Raw genomic sequence first — 13,800 nt, 5'->3', positions numbered from 1 at the left:
CCGCGGCCGCCTGGCGGACCGAAGCGCGGCTCGCGCTCGCCCTCTTTCGCCGCCGAACCGGCGCCGCCCAGGCGGAACGACAAGCCCACGTACAGCATGCGTCCATCGAAGCGGCGCGTGCTCGTCTCGCGCAGGGTCGCGCTGTTGATGACGGTTTCCATCTTGTTGCTGCTGAACACATCGGTCACGTTCATCACCAGACTCAGCTGTGGCGTCACCGTGTGGCGCCAGCTCAGGTTCACCGTGTTGTTGGGTGAGCGATAACCCTGTCCCGACAAGGTCTTGCCCTGCATTTGCAATGCCAGCTGCAGCTGGTTGCTGGGGTCGAACTGGTAGTTCAGGCGCGCGCGGCCGCTCAGGGCGTTGGCCGTGCGCGTGCTGCGGTTGCCCAGGTCGTCCGAGCTGGTCTGCTGGCTGCGCGCCAGGTTGCCGCTGGTGTTCAGGGTCAGCGATGGCGTGAGCTTGCCGCTGACGCTGAATTCCAGGCCGCTCGAATGGCTGCCTTCGCCGTTTTCGCGCGTGGTCAGCAGCACGTTGTCGCTAATAAAGTAGCGGTAGTCGACGATGGCATCCGTGTCGCGCCGGTGGTAGGCGCGCAAGCTGCTTTCCAGCCCGGCGATCTTCGTTTCGTATCCGATCTCGAACGAGTCCGTCTGCGTGGGTTTCAGCTTGGGGTTGCCGGCCGACACATTGAATTCGTCGCGGTACACCACATACGGATTCAGGTCGCCCGCGTTCGGGCGGCGGATGCGGTGCGCATAGCTGAAGCGCAGATTGCTCTCGTCGCTGACCTTGTAGGTGGCAAACAGGCTGGGGATGTAATTGACGTAATTGTTGCTGGCTTCGACGCCGCTGGTAATCTGGCGCACGTTCAAGTCCGTGTATTCGGCACGCAAGCCGGCCAGCGCGCCCCAGCGCTCGTTCAGGCGCATCTGGTAGGAACCGTACAGCGCGATGGTGCGCTCGTCGAGCTCGAAACGGTTGCTGCGCATGGGGTTGACGGTTTCCGCCAGGCTGGCCGGATTGATGTCCGTATATAAGGTGTCGAAACTGCTCTTGTTGTCCGCCACCTTGTAGCCCAGCTTGGCCGTGCCGCCCGCCAGCGGACGCTCGTAGTCGCCGCTGAAGTCGACGATGCGGTTGCCCGTTTCGCTGTGCTGGCGCGCGCGGCTGTCGAAGGCGTTGACGGGCGCGAGCGCATAGGCGTTGGCGTAGTCGCTGTCGCTCTCGTTGGTCGACGACGACACGCGCAAATCGATTTTCAGGCTTTCGCCCGGCAATTCACCCTTGTGGTCGTAGCGCCCGCCCCAGCTGGTGTTGCGGCTGTCGCCATTGCGCACTGTGCTGCGCGTATAGTCGCCGATGGTGTTGCCCAGGCTGTCGCCATTGAGGTAGCGGTCCTGCGAGCGCTGGTCATTGCTGCGGCCGTTATACGACACGCTGGCGGCCAGCGTATCGCTGGCGTTCAGGTTGTAGTTGACGGTGCCGTTCACGCCCAGCGAGTCGTTCAAGCCATTGCTGGTGGAACGCTGGCTGCTGGGGGCGAAGGCGCCCGTGTCCCGGTCCAGGCGCTCGCGGCTGACTTCGCCGACGGAATTGCGCCCGTCGTGGCGGACATTGATGCCGCCCTGGTAGCCCCATGGCCCCTCGTTGTAGGTGCCGGACACGGCCGTGTTATAGCGCCCGGCGATGCCCGCATTCGCGTTGACGGTGGCAAAGCCGCCCGGTTTGCGGTTGCGCCGCATCACCAGGTTCAGGATCGGCCCGCCGCCCGCCTCATTGCCGAACTGGGCGCCCGGATTGTTGATCACTTCCACCGATTCGATATCGTCGGCCGCCATGGCGTTCAAGGTGGCGCCGCGCGAATCGCCCTGCAGCATGGCCGACGGCTTGCCGTCGATGAGAATCTGCACATTGCTGCTGCCGCGCAAGGATACGCTGCCATCGGGATCGACCGCGACCGAGGGGACGTTATTGAGCGCATCGGCCGCCGTGCCATTCGTACTGCCGACGTCGGACTTGACGTCGTAGACTTGCCGGTCGATGCGGCCCGTGGGCCGCTCGGCCGTCACGCTGACGGAGGGCGGCGCATCGGCTGCCGGCGCCTTGGCGGGCGCTGGTGCCGGTGCGGGCTTGACGACGGTCTCGCCGGTGGCTGGGGTTTGCGCCTGGACGGCAGCGCTGGCGACCAGCAGGCTGCTGCCCGCCAGACAGTGGAAAAGGAGTGTATGCATTGGGCTAAAAAAGTAATCGAGACGCTACGGATGAGGCGCTACGCCGCAGCGTGAGGGCACAGGTGTGGGCGCAGTGAAAGCATGCCACGACTACAAGTACCAAAGCAAATGCGAACCATTGTTATTTACTTCAATTTACAAATCTCTTGCGCTTGTGGCATTCCAGCCTCATCCGATAAGGATGAGGCCAAGGAAATATTACTTCAGCAAGCCATTTCCACGTGCCAGCTTCAGCCAGCCCGGGTATTCCGTCATCAACAAATCATACAGTTCAGCGTCGCTATGCTCGTCGGGGGTGCTGACGGAAAAGTAATTCGCGTTGTCGACCAGGCGCCCTTGCAACTCGTCGAGTTTCTCCAGGAAGGGGAAATCGGAATCGGCAAAGGCGGCGAGAAACTTGCTTTTCGATTTGCGCCCCTTGCCGATGCCCATGAATTGCCAGAAGATCGGCTCATTGCTGGCCCAGCGCAACTGCTTCTCCGTCGTCGCCTGGTCGCTGGTGCCGCCATCCGTTACGAACATGACATACACGGGCAGTTCGGCCGCGACGGGCCGCGTGCGCTCGCCGCCACGGGCATCGGGAAAATAAAAGGCGCGGATGGCCTGCATGGCGGCGCCATAGCGCGTGTCCCCTTCCAGCGGATGGCGCTGTATCGCCTGGCTCACATAGGTATTGCAGTTGCTCAGTGCCATCGGCGCCGGGTGGTGGACGTTCTTGCCGAACAGGAAAACGTCGATCTCGCCATCGTCATCGAACTTGCAGCCCAGGGCCAGGATGCGTTCGGCAAAGCGCTGCACCAGACCCTCTTTATACAGGCGGCCCATGGAACCGGAAATATCCAGGCACAAACACACCTTGGCGCGGTGATCCGCCAAGCCCACTTTTTGCAGGGACACGCCCGCCTGCTTGACCAGGCTGACCAGCTGCGGCGCTTCCCGCTCGACGCGCTTTTCCAGATTGATCTTGGCTTGCTGGATGGCCGATGCAGCAGGCGTGACTGGGGTGGCAGGGGTGGCCTGGTCGACTTCGCCGCCAAAATGGCGCACCAGCGCGTCCAGTCCCCCATTGAAACCCTGGCCCACGGCCATGCAGCGCCAGCCGCCATCCTTGCGGTAAAGCTCGAGCAGCATGACGGCTTTTTCCTGCGCAAAATCGGTGCCCGCAAAGACAAAGCGCGCCAGGTCGCGCCCGCCCGCCTGCAGCCGCACATGGCCAGCTTGCAGCTGCGACATCACGCCGCCGCCATCGATGGACGCCGTCACGACGAGGCGGTCGATACTGGCCGGCAGGCGCGCCAACTGCAGCGCAAAAGCGGCCACATCGCCGCCGCTGCCGCTGCGCGCTTCCACGCCGCCGCATGGCGTGCGCGGCTGGTTGAAGAAGGTCATGTAGCGTTCATCGGACAATTTGCCGCCGGCATCGAGACCGAAGCAGGCCACGTCCAGCGCCAGTCCCTGCGCTGCCACGCCGATGTCGAGCACGCCATCGGGAACGAGATTGGCCAGCGGCAAGCGCTGTCCCTTGCTCAAGGTTTCCATCAGTATCTCCTAGGGAATGTAGCGGCGCGGGTTGTCCGCATTGAAATCATCTTCGTCATCCTTGTCCTCGCCCTTGAAGACGACGGGACCGTTAAAGGCCAGCTGCAGGCTGTCGCCCTGCCAGCTCAGCCACGGCGTCGCCTCGCTGCCGGGGTCGGACGTCTTGCCGGACGGCTCCAGAATGATGCTGTCCGGCGTGATACGGGCCATGCCGATCACATAGGTGTAGACGGTGTCGTCGTCGGCCGCCTTGGACAGGCGGAAGTCGAACGCGCACTCGACGATCTGCTCGCCATATTGCATGACCATCTTCGGGCGCATGGATGCGACCGACACGGCGCCGTTGGCCAGCGCCGAATATACGCTGAAGACCAGGCCCACCGAGCCGCCGTAGTGCAGCGCCAGCGCGGGATTGACTTCCACCGTTTCCGTGGCCGGTTCCTTGCCCGAGGCGCCCGCCACGTCGCCCATATGCCGCACGAAGGGCATGGCATCGAAATTGCCAGGGGTATCGGGTGCCTGGATGAAGCGCATCTGGCCATTCGGCAAGAGGATGCCGACCCGCAAGTCGAGGTCGTCGTTATCGTCGTCGCCATCGCCGTTATCCACCCAGGTGGCCTTCACCGTGAGTTTTTTCGGCGCGCCGGCGCCCTTCTCCAGCGACACCTTGTGCGTCTGGCCCGCCTTGGTCAGCGAGATCTTCGAGAGGGAAATCTTCGGCGCGGGTGCAGGCGCGGCGGCCGGCTGCGCCACTTCGCCGCCAAAATGCGCCACCAGCGCATCGAGGCCGCCGTTGAAACCCTGTCCCACGGCCATGAAGCGCCAGGCGCCATCCTTGCGGTAGAACTCGCCCAACATGACGGCTTTTTCCTGCGCGAAATCCGCTCCCGCATACGCAAAGCGCGCCAGTTCGCGGGCGCCGTCAAGCAGGCGCAGATAGCCGCTGCCCAGCTGCGCCATGGTGGCATCGCCATCGATGGCGGCCGTCACCACCAGGCGCTCGATGGATGCCGGCAAGCGGTCCAGTTGATAGCTGAAACCGGCTGCATCGCCAGCGGGCGCCTGCGTTTCGACACCGCCGCACGGCGTGCGCGGCTGGTTGAAGAACGTCATGTAGCGGTCGTCGGTCAGCTTGCCGCCAGCGTCGAGGCCGAAACAGGCAAAGTCCAGCGCCAGGCCGGCATTGCTGATGCCCAGTTGCAAGACATTGCCCGTGACGAGGCCGGACAGCGCCAGACGCTGCCCCTTGATCAGGTTTTCCATGGGATGATGTATTCAGATGTGGGAGCATCGGACCACGGCCCAGGCTGGGCGCGTCGTCCGAATGTGCAGTAAGTCCATGGCAGCACCAGGCCGCCATGAACCGCCGTTCTGTGTTCTTTACACAGCGATAAGAGCTACGGACAACGGTGCAGGGCAAGGCGCGCCACCGAAGACAGTACGCATGGTACGGCGAGTTGGCGCAACGCCGCCATGGACCGTTTTCCGCAGCTCTCAGGACACCTGACAAAACCGTAACGCGCGGCAGTGAGTTGTGGCCGGGACGCGGAGCTGTGCTATGCACGGGGCCGCCAAGGCAATAAACATCGGAGGCCGCAAATCGCGCCGCGCAGGTGGTTTTGACAGGTGTTCTTAGGCGTTGATGCCGAAAGAACGTGCCAGAGGCCCCAGGCCGCCCTTGAAACCCTGGCCAATGGCCTTGAATTTCCATTCGCTGCCGGCACGGTAGACTTCGCCGAAGATCATGGCCGCTTCCGTCGAGCCGTCTTCCGACAGGTCGTAGCGGGCGATTTCCGCACCGTTGTCGCCGTTCAGGCAACGGATGTAGGCCTTGCCGACCATGCCGAAGTTCTGCTTGCGCGCTTCCGCGTCGTGGATGGTGACGGCCACGGCGATCTTGTCGATGTCGGCCGGCACGTTGGCCAGGTCAACGGCGATTTTTTCATCGTCGCCATCGCCGCCGCCCGTGGTGTTGTCGCCAGCGTGGACGATGGAGCCGTCAGCCGACTTCAGGTTGTTGTAGAAAATGAAATCCGCGTCGGAACGAACCTTGCCGTCCGTTTTCAGCAGGAAAGCGCTGCCGTCCAGGTCGAATGCGGCGCCATCGGTGGCGCGCGGGTCCCAGCCCAGGCCAATCACGATTTTCTTCAAGCCAGGAGCTTCCTTGCTCAGGTTGACATTGCCGCCTTTTTGCAGACTGATCGCCATGGTATTTCCTTTTAATTAGTAGGTTGCATTCGGTGTTTCAGGTCACTACGTCAGGTCACTACGCCGGTTGCCCGGCAAGATGAGCCATGAGCCTACCATAAACCAAATGCGTGCCATAGCCGCACTATTGAAAATAGTGCCAGCCCTTGCCATACCTTGCCATCCTGGCCAGCCATGCCGGAGCAAAATGGCGGGAAATGACCGATAATGCCGCTCGACAAGAATTTTGCCTTCCCATGAGCGATCTGAACCCTGGCATGACACCGCACGCAGGCAGCACGCGGCTCGACTGCATTCCCGGCACCCTGTGCGATGCCCGGCTGTGGTCGCGCCTGCCCCCCTTGCTGGGCGACAAGGCCGACGTGCGGCACATTCCCCTGCATCTGGCGCGCACGCGAGCGCAGATGCAGGCGCTGATTGCCAGCCACAGCGCCCCGGCGTCGCACCTGCTGGGCTTTTCCCTGGGCGCCTACCTGGCGCTCGAACACGCGCTGGCGCATCCGCAGCGCGTGAAATCCCTGACCTTGATCGCCAATTCCGCCCAAGGGCTGCAGCCCGGGGAAATTGCCACGCGCCAGCGCGTCGTGACCATGCTCGAACGCAACGCCTATGCGGGCATCACGCGCCAGCGCCTGCGCGAACTGCTGCATCCAGCGCATCTGCAGGACGCCTCGATCACGGAGCTGATCCGGCACATGGGCCTGGACCTGGGCAAGGACGTGCTGCTGGCGCAATTCATCACGACCATCGAGCGCCCGGACCTGATGGCGCGCTTGCCGGAAATCACCTGCCCCGTGCTGATCGTCGGCGCCGAGGATGACAAGCTCGTCAATCCCGACCACTTGCGCGCCATGGCGGCACGTTTGCCGCATGCCACCCTGCGCATGCTGGACGGCGGATGCGGGCACATGAGCGGCCACATGATTCCGCTGGAAGCGCCGCACGCGCTGGCTGGCGCGATACGTGCGCATCTGGAGGCAATGGACAATTTCAACGATAATGGCGGGCATAGCGCACCGCGCCCACTTACTTCATAGAATCAATGAGCCATCTGACCATCATCGTTGCCACCGACCAGCAAGGCGGCATCGGCATCGACAACACCTTGCCGTGGAAGCTGCCGGAAGACCTGGCGCATTTCAAGCGCCTGACGACGGGCCACCCCATCCTCATGGGCCGCAAGACCTTCGACTCCATCGGCCGCCCGCTGCCGAACCGCCGCAACATCGTCATCACGCGCAATCCGGACTGGCGCCATGACGGCGTGGAAGCCGTGGCGTCGGTGGAAGCGGCCATCGCCCTGCTCGACGGCGCCGAAGGCTATGTCATCGGCGGCGCCGAGATCTACAAGCAAGCATTGCCCCTGACACAGCGTTTGATCATCACGGAAATCGGCCAGACCTTTGATTGCGACGCCTTTTTCCCCGCCGTGGATCATGCCGTGTGGCAAGAAACCGCGCGCGAAGCGCATGTTTCGGAGAAAACCGGCCTGCCTTACGCCTTTGTCACGCTGCAGCGCAAAGCCTGATAAGGTGGCGTTTTCGCCGCACGCCTGAGCCTGGCGTTTGCGTCTTGATGCTTGCTGTAATACTGCTGTCACACCATTGCGTCACGCTAGCGCAGGCTGGTGCAACGGTGGTGCGATATTTTTTTCCCGCAGAGGCCGCATTTCTGCGAGAATCCCGTTCTTATTTTTTTTCTGCGACTGCCGGGTTCCCTTAAACACCAGGCTGCCGCGCCCTAGTCCGCCCCTCCATTACGTCAGGGGCGGCTTGCTTTTTTGGAGACATGCATGAAATTTCGTTTCCCTATCGTCATCATTGACGAGGATTTCCGTTCTGAAAATACGTCCGGCCTGGGCATTCGCGCCCTTGCCGCCGCAATGGAAAAAGAAGGCATGGAAGTGCTGGGCGTGACCAGCTACGGTGATTTGTCGCAATTTGCCCAGCAACAATCGCGGGCCTCGGCCTTCGTGCTGTCGATCGACGATGAGGAATTCGGCGGCGGTTCCGTCGAAGAGACCGACCACGCGCTGAAGTCGCTGCGCGCCTTCGTCGAGGAAATCCGCTACAAGAACGCCGACATCCCCATCTATCTGTATGGCGAAACGCGCACCTCGCGCCATATCCCCAACGATATCCTGCGCGAACTGCATGGCTTCATCCACATGTTCGAAGATACGCCGGAATTCGTCGCGCGCCACATCATCCGCGAAGCGAAATCCTACCTGGACGGCCTGTCGCCGCCGTTCTTCCGCGCGCTGGTGCACTACGCCAACGACGGTTCCTACTCGTGGCACTGCCCTGGCCACTCGGGCGGCGTGGCTTTCCTCAAATCGCCGATCGGCCAGATGTTCCACCAGTTCTTCGGTGAAAACATGCTGCGCGCCGACGTCTGCAACGCCGTGGAAGAACTGGGCCAGCTGCTCGACCATACGGGTCCTGTGGCCGCCTCGGAACGCAATGCCGCGCGCATTTTCAATGCCGATCATTGCTATTTCGTCACCAACGGTACCTCGACCTCGAACAAGATGGTGTGGCACTCGACCGTGGCGCCAGGCGACATCGTCGTCGTCGACCGCAACTGCCACAAGTCGATCTTGCATTCGATCATCATGTGCGGCGCCATCCCCGTGTTCCTGATGCCAACGCGCAATCACCTGGGCATCATCGGCCCCATTCCGCTGCATGAATTCACGCCGGAAAGCATTGCCCGCAAGATCGAAGCGAACCCGTTCGCGCGCGAAGCGAAAAACAAGAAGCCACGCATTCTCACCATCACGCAATCGACCTACGATGGCGTGATCTACAACGTGGAAACCCTGCGCGAAATGCTGGACGGCAAGATCGATACCCTGCACTTCGATGAAGCATGGCTGCCGCACGCCACCTTCCACGATTTCTACAAGAATATGCACGCCATCGGCAAGGACCGTCCGCGCGCCAAGGAATCGATGATCTTCTCGACCCAGTCCACGCACAAATTGCTGGCAGGCCTGTCGCAGGCCTCGCAAATCCTCGTGCGTGAATCGGAACAGGTCAAGCTGGACCAGGACGCCTTCAACGAGGCTTACCTGATGCACACCTCGACCTCGCCGCAGTACTCCATCATCGCTTCGTGCGACGTGGCCGCGGCCATGATGGAAGCGCCGGGCGGTACGGCCCTGGTGGAAGAATCGATCATGGAAGCGCTCGATTTCCGCCGCGCCATGAAAAAGATCGACCAGGAGTGGGGCCAGGACTGGTGGTTCCAGGTCTGGGGACCGGACAGCTTCAACGACGAAGGCATGGGCCAGCAGCAAGACTGGATGATACGCGCCGAGGACGACTGGCACGGTTTCGGCGACCTGGCTCCCGGCTTCAACATGCTCGACCCGATCAAGGCAACCATCGTCAACCCGGGCCTGTCGCTGGACGGCCAGTTTGGCGACACGGGCATCCCCGCGTCCATCGTCACGAAATACCTGGCGGAACACGGCGTCATCATTGAAAAATGCGGCCTGTACTCGTTCTTCATCATGTTTACCATCGGCATTACCAAAGGCCGCTGGAATACCCTGCTGACGGCGCTGCAACAGTTCAAGGACGACTACGACAAGAACCAGCCGATGTGGCGCATCCTGCCGGAATTCGCGGCCGCCAACCCACGCTACGAAAAAATGGGCTTGCGCGACCTGTGCCAGCAGATCCATGATTTCTACAAGGCCTATGACGTGGCCCGTCTGACGACGGAAATGTATCTGTCGGACATGATCCCGGCCATGAAGCCGTCGGACGCGTTTGCCAAGATGGCACACCGCGAAATCGAGCGCGTCGCCATCGACGAACTGGAAGGCCGCATCACGTCCATCCTGCTGACGCCATACCCACCGGGCATCCCGCTCTTGATCCCGGGCGAGCGCTTCAACAAGACCATCGTCGACTACCTGCGCTTCGCACGCGACTTCAACGAGCGCTTCCCCGGCTTCGAGACGGATGTGCATGGCCTGGTGAAACGCGAAGTCGACGGCAAGCGTGGTTACTTCGTTGACTGTGTCAAATTGGATGATTAGTGACGGCTCATCCAATCTCGCTTGTCGCGCTTTGCTGCCGGCGAGGCTCACCGTACTGGAGTACGGTTGCGCTTCTCGGCCATAAATCACTGGCGCTTGCCACGATTGGATGAACCGTTGTGACGTTCGTTGAACGTCATTAATGGCGCCGCCTGATGCAGATCAGGCGGCGTTTTTCATTGGGGGTCGGCGCGCACGCTTGCGCCAGATCAAACGGCTGGGGTATCGGGCTTCTAAGATGGGCCACTCGTGCCCTCGTGATGGCTGGCATATGACGCTCAAGGTGTGGCTGGAAATCATGCAGCAGGCGGCGGCTGGCAGCGGCGCCTTGCTGATGACGGCATTGAAGCAGGCTCAGGTAACTGTAGCCCGGCGGCACGATGGCGATGAGAACGCAGCCGGCATCGTGCTGTTTGCCGAGGCCGATGCCGCGCTGCTGCAAGCGCTGCCGGCGCTGTGCCGCCATGCGCACGTGATGGCCATCGCTGCCTGCGGCCAACTCCCCAGCTGCGCGCAACAGCGCGCCCTGCTGGCGGCCGGCGCCCTCGATGTGCTGCTGTGGCCGGCGACTAGCGTCGATGCGGGCCCGGTGCTGGCGCGGCTGCAGCGCTGGCAGGCCGTGGCGCAACTGCTGGCGTCCGACGCGGTACGCCTGCAATTGGTGGGCGACAGCGCAGCCTGGCTGACCGTGCTGCACCAGGTGGTGGAAATGGCCGCCTTCAGCCAGGCGTCGATGCTGATCACGGGCGAAACGGGCACGGGCAAGGATTTGCTGGCGCAACTGGTCCACCGGCTCGGCAACTGCAGCGGCGACTTCACCATCCTCGATTGCACCACCCTGTCGCCGGAACTGGCTGGCAGCGAACTGTTCGGCCATGAACGGGGCGCGTTTACAGGCGCTGCGGCCGCGCGCGACGGCGCTTTCGCCCTGGCCGACGGCGGCGTGCTGTTCCTCGATGAAGTGGGGGAGCTGCCGCTGCCGCTGCAGGCGCAGCTGCTGCGCGCCATCCAGGAGCGCAAATACAAGCGCGTGGGCGGCAATACCTGGCAACCGACGCAGTTTCGCCTCGTCTGCGCCACCAACCGCGAACTGGAACACGAGGTGGCGCGCGGCGCCTTCCGCGCCGACCTGTATTACCGCATCGCCGGCTGGCGTTGCCGGACGCCGCCCCTGCGCGAGCGCCAGGACGATATCCTGCCGCTCGCGCATTATTTTCTCGCGGAACTGGCACAGCAGCCGCCGCCCGCGCTCGACGCCGCCGTACGCGAATACCTGCTGCTGCGCGACTATCCGGGCAATGTGCGCGAACTGCGCCAGACCGTCACGCGCATCTGGCACCGCCATTGCGGCCCCGGCCCCATCACCATCGGCGCCCTGCCGCCAGAGGAATGCCTGCTGGCGCCATGCTGGCCCGACCAGCACTTCGAGGCGGCAGTGCGACGCAGCCTGGCCCTGGGTTGCAGCCTGTCGCACATCACGCGCTGCGCCACCGACATGGCCATCCGCCTGGTGCTCGATGAAGAGCACGGCAACAACCAGCGCGCCGCCGCCCGCCTGGGCATCACCGACCGGGCCCTGCAGATACGCCGCAAGGCAGCCTCCTGCGAGGAGCAAGCCGCTACTGCCGCGAGTATTGCCACTTCCACGACACCGCCGGCTGTCTTTTGATCTGCCTCACGCCAGCCGCGACAGCCGCAAAAAATTGCCGCCCGTGATCAACGCTGCATCGAGCGGCGGCAAGCCCAGCAGATGAATCTTGTGCAGTTCCAGCCCCGGATGCAGCCATGGACCGTCCGAGCCGAACAGGATCTTGTGCGGCCCCGCGCGGCGCACAGCCTGCTGCAGCAAGTCGAAACGGCGCACGCCGGAACTGTCCGCATGAATGTTCGGGTGGCGCACCAGATGGTCGATCAGCGCCAGCTGCGCCGCCCAGTCGTCGCCGAAGCTGCCCAGGTGGGGCAAGATGAAATTGACGTCGGGATACTGCTGCGCCAGCAGCTCGGCCACGGCCACTTCGCCGGCCGGGTCGTACAGCACGGGCAAGCCGAAGAAGCGCGCCGCGTCGCACACTTCGCCGCTGATGCGCGCATCAAGCCGGTGCGCCTTGATGCCGACAAAGCCGTAGCGTTCGACGGCCGTGCGCACCAGGTCCATGATGCGGCCCCGGTCGCGCCGCGCATGCACGAAGGCATAACCATAAAAACGCTGCGGATCGCTGGCCACGATGCGCGCCACGCCGTGGTTGGCGATGGCGTAGTCGGAGTGGAAGGCAGCGAACAGCACGCTGCGCGCGATGCCGGCCGTCTGCGCACGGCGCAAGTAGGCCTGCAGCGGCGCATCGCTGTCCCACGGCCCGCTCAAGCCGTCGCCGGGACCCGCATGGCAATGGCAATCGATGATCATCTTGCCGCACTATTGCCAGTCGCCCATCACGACGATGCGGTTGCCGCGCCGGCGCCAGCGCCCGCTTTCATCTTCCTGCTGCGGCGCAGGCGAACGGAAATGCGGCAATTGCTGGTGCAGGGCACGCGTCAGTGCGCTTTCCACGGCCCGCGCACTGCCATCGCCCTCGCCCGCCAGGCGCGCCGCCTGCCCGGCGATGCGCACGAAGCGGCGCGCCAGTTCCAGTTCACGGTCGGCCGGAGCCCCGCCCTCCGCTTCGCCTTGCATCTCCAACTCCAGTTCCAGCGCATTGCTGGCCGCGCGCCCCAGGGCCGAACCGAGCGCCGTGCCCACACCCGGTATCGGGATCATCGAACCGAGCGCGCCGCCGACAAAGGGCAAGGCCGTCTTGGCAACGGCCTTCAAGGCGCCGCCCAGCGGCTTGGCCACCTTGGCGATGCCAGCGCCCACTTTCTTGACGCCCTTCCACACGCTATTGAAGACATTGCCGAGAAACTGTTCCAGTTCCTCCTCGCTGGCCACTTCCAGCAATTCCATGGCCAGCTGCAATTCTTCCTCTTCGCTGAAGACGGCAGGCGCGCGGCCCTTGCCTGGCCAGGTCGCGCCAAATTCCAGCACTTCAAACGCGGTGCCGGCCCGCTGCCGGCATTGCCCGCATTCACATTCGAGTTGGTGCATGATGCTCTCCTTCGCAGTCGTCAAGATACTATCGTTGTCAGCCCCACATTTCGCCCAGCACGGCCATTTCCAGTTCGCGCCGCTGGTTCGTCAACACGCCGCGCCGGTGGGTAAACATGTCGCTGTGGATATCCTTTTCCAGGCTGCGCCGCTGTGCCGCCGAAGACAGTGGCGCCACATAGACGTCATGCGCGCTCATGTCCATGCCCATCATCTTGCCGCACAGATGATGCTGTTTCAGGCGCCGCCGCAAATCATCGGTCTGGCCGCTGTAGGCGCGCCGGCCATCCTTGGTATTGAACTCGATCACATACAGGCCCGGCCCCGTGGCGTTCGCATCGTTGACGGCCTGCGGAATCGCTCCCAGCGCCTGGTAGCGCAAGGCGGCCGCGCCCGGCACGCGGCCCAGGGTGGACGCCAGGATGGGCGGCACTTCGTCCTGCATCCGGCCGTCATCCTGGTCCGGGTTTTGATCCTGCCCCTGGTCCTGCCCCTGATTCTGGTCCTGATACTGGTCCTGATACTGGCGCGTATCCTGATACGGCGCCGGCTCCTGCCGGTCGCCGAATACCGGATACGGCGCCGGATACATGCTGGGGTAGATGGCCCCATAGCCGCCCCAGCCCCGGTAGCGCGGCGGCAGATATGGCAAGGGCGGCGGCGGATAGGACGGCGCATGGCGGGGC

At 63.3% G+C, this 13,800-nt stretch carries 11 protein-coding genes; 4 read left to right on the top strand and 7 right to left on the bottom strand.

Annotated elements, in window-relative coordinates; translation table 11 throughout:
• From JaAD80_RS27735 to JaAD80_RS27720, 4 genes are all read right to left on the bottom strand, one after another.
• Positions 1-2,234, bottom strand: a 2,234-nt coding sequence (locus JaAD80_RS27735; RefSeq protein ID WP_102299351.1) for an outer membrane beta-barrel family protein, incomplete at its 3' end; no start/stop codon positions are given.
• 198 nt (positions 2,235-2,432) lie between these two features.
• Complete coding sequence (locus JaAD80_RS27730) at positions 2,433-3,773, bottom strand: VWA domain-containing protein (RefSeq protein ID WP_102299349.1); 1,341 nt, start codon at positions 3,771-3,773, stop codon at positions 2,433-2,435.
• Between the two features lie 9 nt (positions 3,774-3,782).
• A complete protein-coding gene (locus JaAD80_RS27725; protein ID WP_102299347.1) occupies positions 3,783-5,036 on the bottom strand; it encodes a TerD family protein in 1,254 nt (417 codons plus the stop codon).
• A gap of 369 nt (positions 5,037-5,405) precedes the next feature.
• Positions 5,406-5,981 (bottom strand): TerD family protein, encoded by a 576-nt coding sequence (locus JaAD80_RS27720; protein ID WP_102299345.1) that lies wholly within the window; start codon positions 5,979-5,981, stop codon positions 5,406-5,408.
• A gap of 236 nt (positions 5,982-6,217) precedes the next feature.
• Here JaAD80_RS27720 and JaAD80_RS27715 point away from each other — a divergent pair, with 236 nt between their 5' ends.
• The 4 genes from JaAD80_RS27715 to JaAD80_RS27700 all read left to right on the top strand — a co-directional run bounded on the left by JaAD80_RS27715 (position 6,218) and on the right by JaAD80_RS27700 (position 11,701).
• The gene (locus tag JaAD80_RS27715) at positions 6,218-7,018 is read left to right on the top strand and encodes an alpha/beta fold hydrolase (protein ID WP_102299344.1); all 801 of its coding nucleotides are present in this window, start codon (positions 6,218-6,220) and stop codon (positions 7,016-7,018) included.
• 5 nt (positions 7,019-7,023) lie between these two features.
• Positions 7,024-7,509, top strand: coding sequence for a dihydrofolate reductase (locus JaAD80_RS27710; protein ID WP_102299342.1), 486 nt, complete (start codon positions 7,024-7,026; stop codon positions 7,507-7,509).
• Positions 7,510-7,773: 264 nt separating this feature from the next.
• The gene (locus JaAD80_RS27705; protein ID WP_102299341.1) at positions 7,774-10,032 is read left to right on the top strand and encodes an arginine/lysine/ornithine decarboxylase; all 2,259 of its coding nucleotides are present in this window, start codon (positions 7,774-7,776) and stop codon (positions 10,030-10,032) included.
• A gap of 271 nt (positions 10,033-10,303) precedes the next feature.
• Positions 10,304-11,701, top strand: a complete 1,398-nt coding sequence (locus tag JaAD80_RS27700) for a sigma-54 dependent transcriptional regulator (protein WP_258003225.1) — start codon at positions 10,304-10,306, stop codon at positions 11,699-11,701.
• A 6-nt stretch (positions 11,702-11,707) separates the two neighbouring features.
• On the opposite strand, the gene JaAD80_RS27695 is transcribed toward JaAD80_RS27700, so the two are convergent.
• From JaAD80_RS27695 to JaAD80_RS31005, 3 genes are all read right to left on the bottom strand, one after another.
• Entirely contained in the window at positions 11,708-12,436 is a 729-nt protein-coding gene (locus tag JaAD80_RS27695) for an amidohydrolase family protein (RefSeq protein ID WP_102299339.1), read from the bottom strand.
• Between the two features lie 9 nt (positions 12,437-12,445).
• Positions 12,446-13,114 (bottom strand): hypothetical protein, encoded by a 669-nt coding sequence (locus tag JaAD80_RS27690; RefSeq protein ID WP_102299337.1) that lies wholly within the window; start codon positions 13,112-13,114, stop codon positions 12,446-12,448.
• Between the two features lie 37 nt (positions 13,115-13,151).
• On the bottom strand, positions 13,152-13,800 hold a 649-nt coding region (locus JaAD80_RS31005), incomplete at its 5' end, for a GIY-YIG nuclease family protein (protein WP_180979626.1).

It is taken from the genome of Janthinobacterium sp. AD80, from assembly GCF_002878455.1.
GTDB lineage: Bacteria > Pseudomonadota > Gammaproteobacteria > Burkholderiales > Burkholderiaceae_D > Janthinobacterium.
The sequence above is the reverse complement of the archived record's forward strand: the minus strand, read 5'-3'. Positions and strand labels throughout refer to the sequence as shown.

What these genes read in the sequence shown, in the direction of transcription:
- JaAD80_RS27730 (WP_102299349.1), bottom strand. Translation starts at nt 3,773, where the DNA reads ATGGAAACCTTGAGCAAGGGACAGCGCTTGCCGCTGGCCAATCTCGTT.
- JaAD80_RS27725 (WP_102299347.1), bottom strand. Translation starts at nt 5,036, where the DNA reads ATGGAAAACCTGATCAAGGGGCAGCGTCTGGCGCTGTCCGGCCTCGTC.
- JaAD80_RS27720 (WP_102299345.1), bottom strand. Translation starts at nt 5,981, where the DNA reads ATGGCGATCAGTCTGCAAAAAGGCGGCAATGTCAACCTGAGCAAGGAA.
- JaAD80_RS27715 (WP_102299344.1), top strand. Translation starts at nt 6,218, where the DNA reads ATGAGCGATCTGAACCCTGGCATGACACCGCACGCAGGCAGCACGCGG.
- JaAD80_RS27710 (WP_102299342.1), top strand. Translation starts at nt 7,024, where the DNA reads ATGAGCCATCTGACCATCATCGTTGCCACCGACCAGCAAGGCGGCATC.
- JaAD80_RS27705 (WP_102299341.1), top strand. Translation starts at nt 7,774, where the DNA reads ATGAAATTTCGTTTCCCTATCGTCATCATTGACGAGGATTTCCGTTCT.
- JaAD80_RS27700 (WP_258003225.1), top strand. Translation starts at nt 10,304, where the DNA reads ATGACGCTCAAGGTGTGGCTGGAAATCATGCAGCAGGCGGCGGCTGGC.
- JaAD80_RS27695 (WP_102299339.1), bottom strand. Translation starts at nt 12,436, where the DNA reads ATGATCATCGATTGCCATTGCCATGCGGGTCCCGGCGACGGCTTGAGC.
- JaAD80_RS27690 (WP_102299337.1), bottom strand. Translation starts at nt 13,114, where the DNA reads ATGCACCAACTCGAATGTGAATGCGGGCAATGCCGGCAGCGGGCCGGC.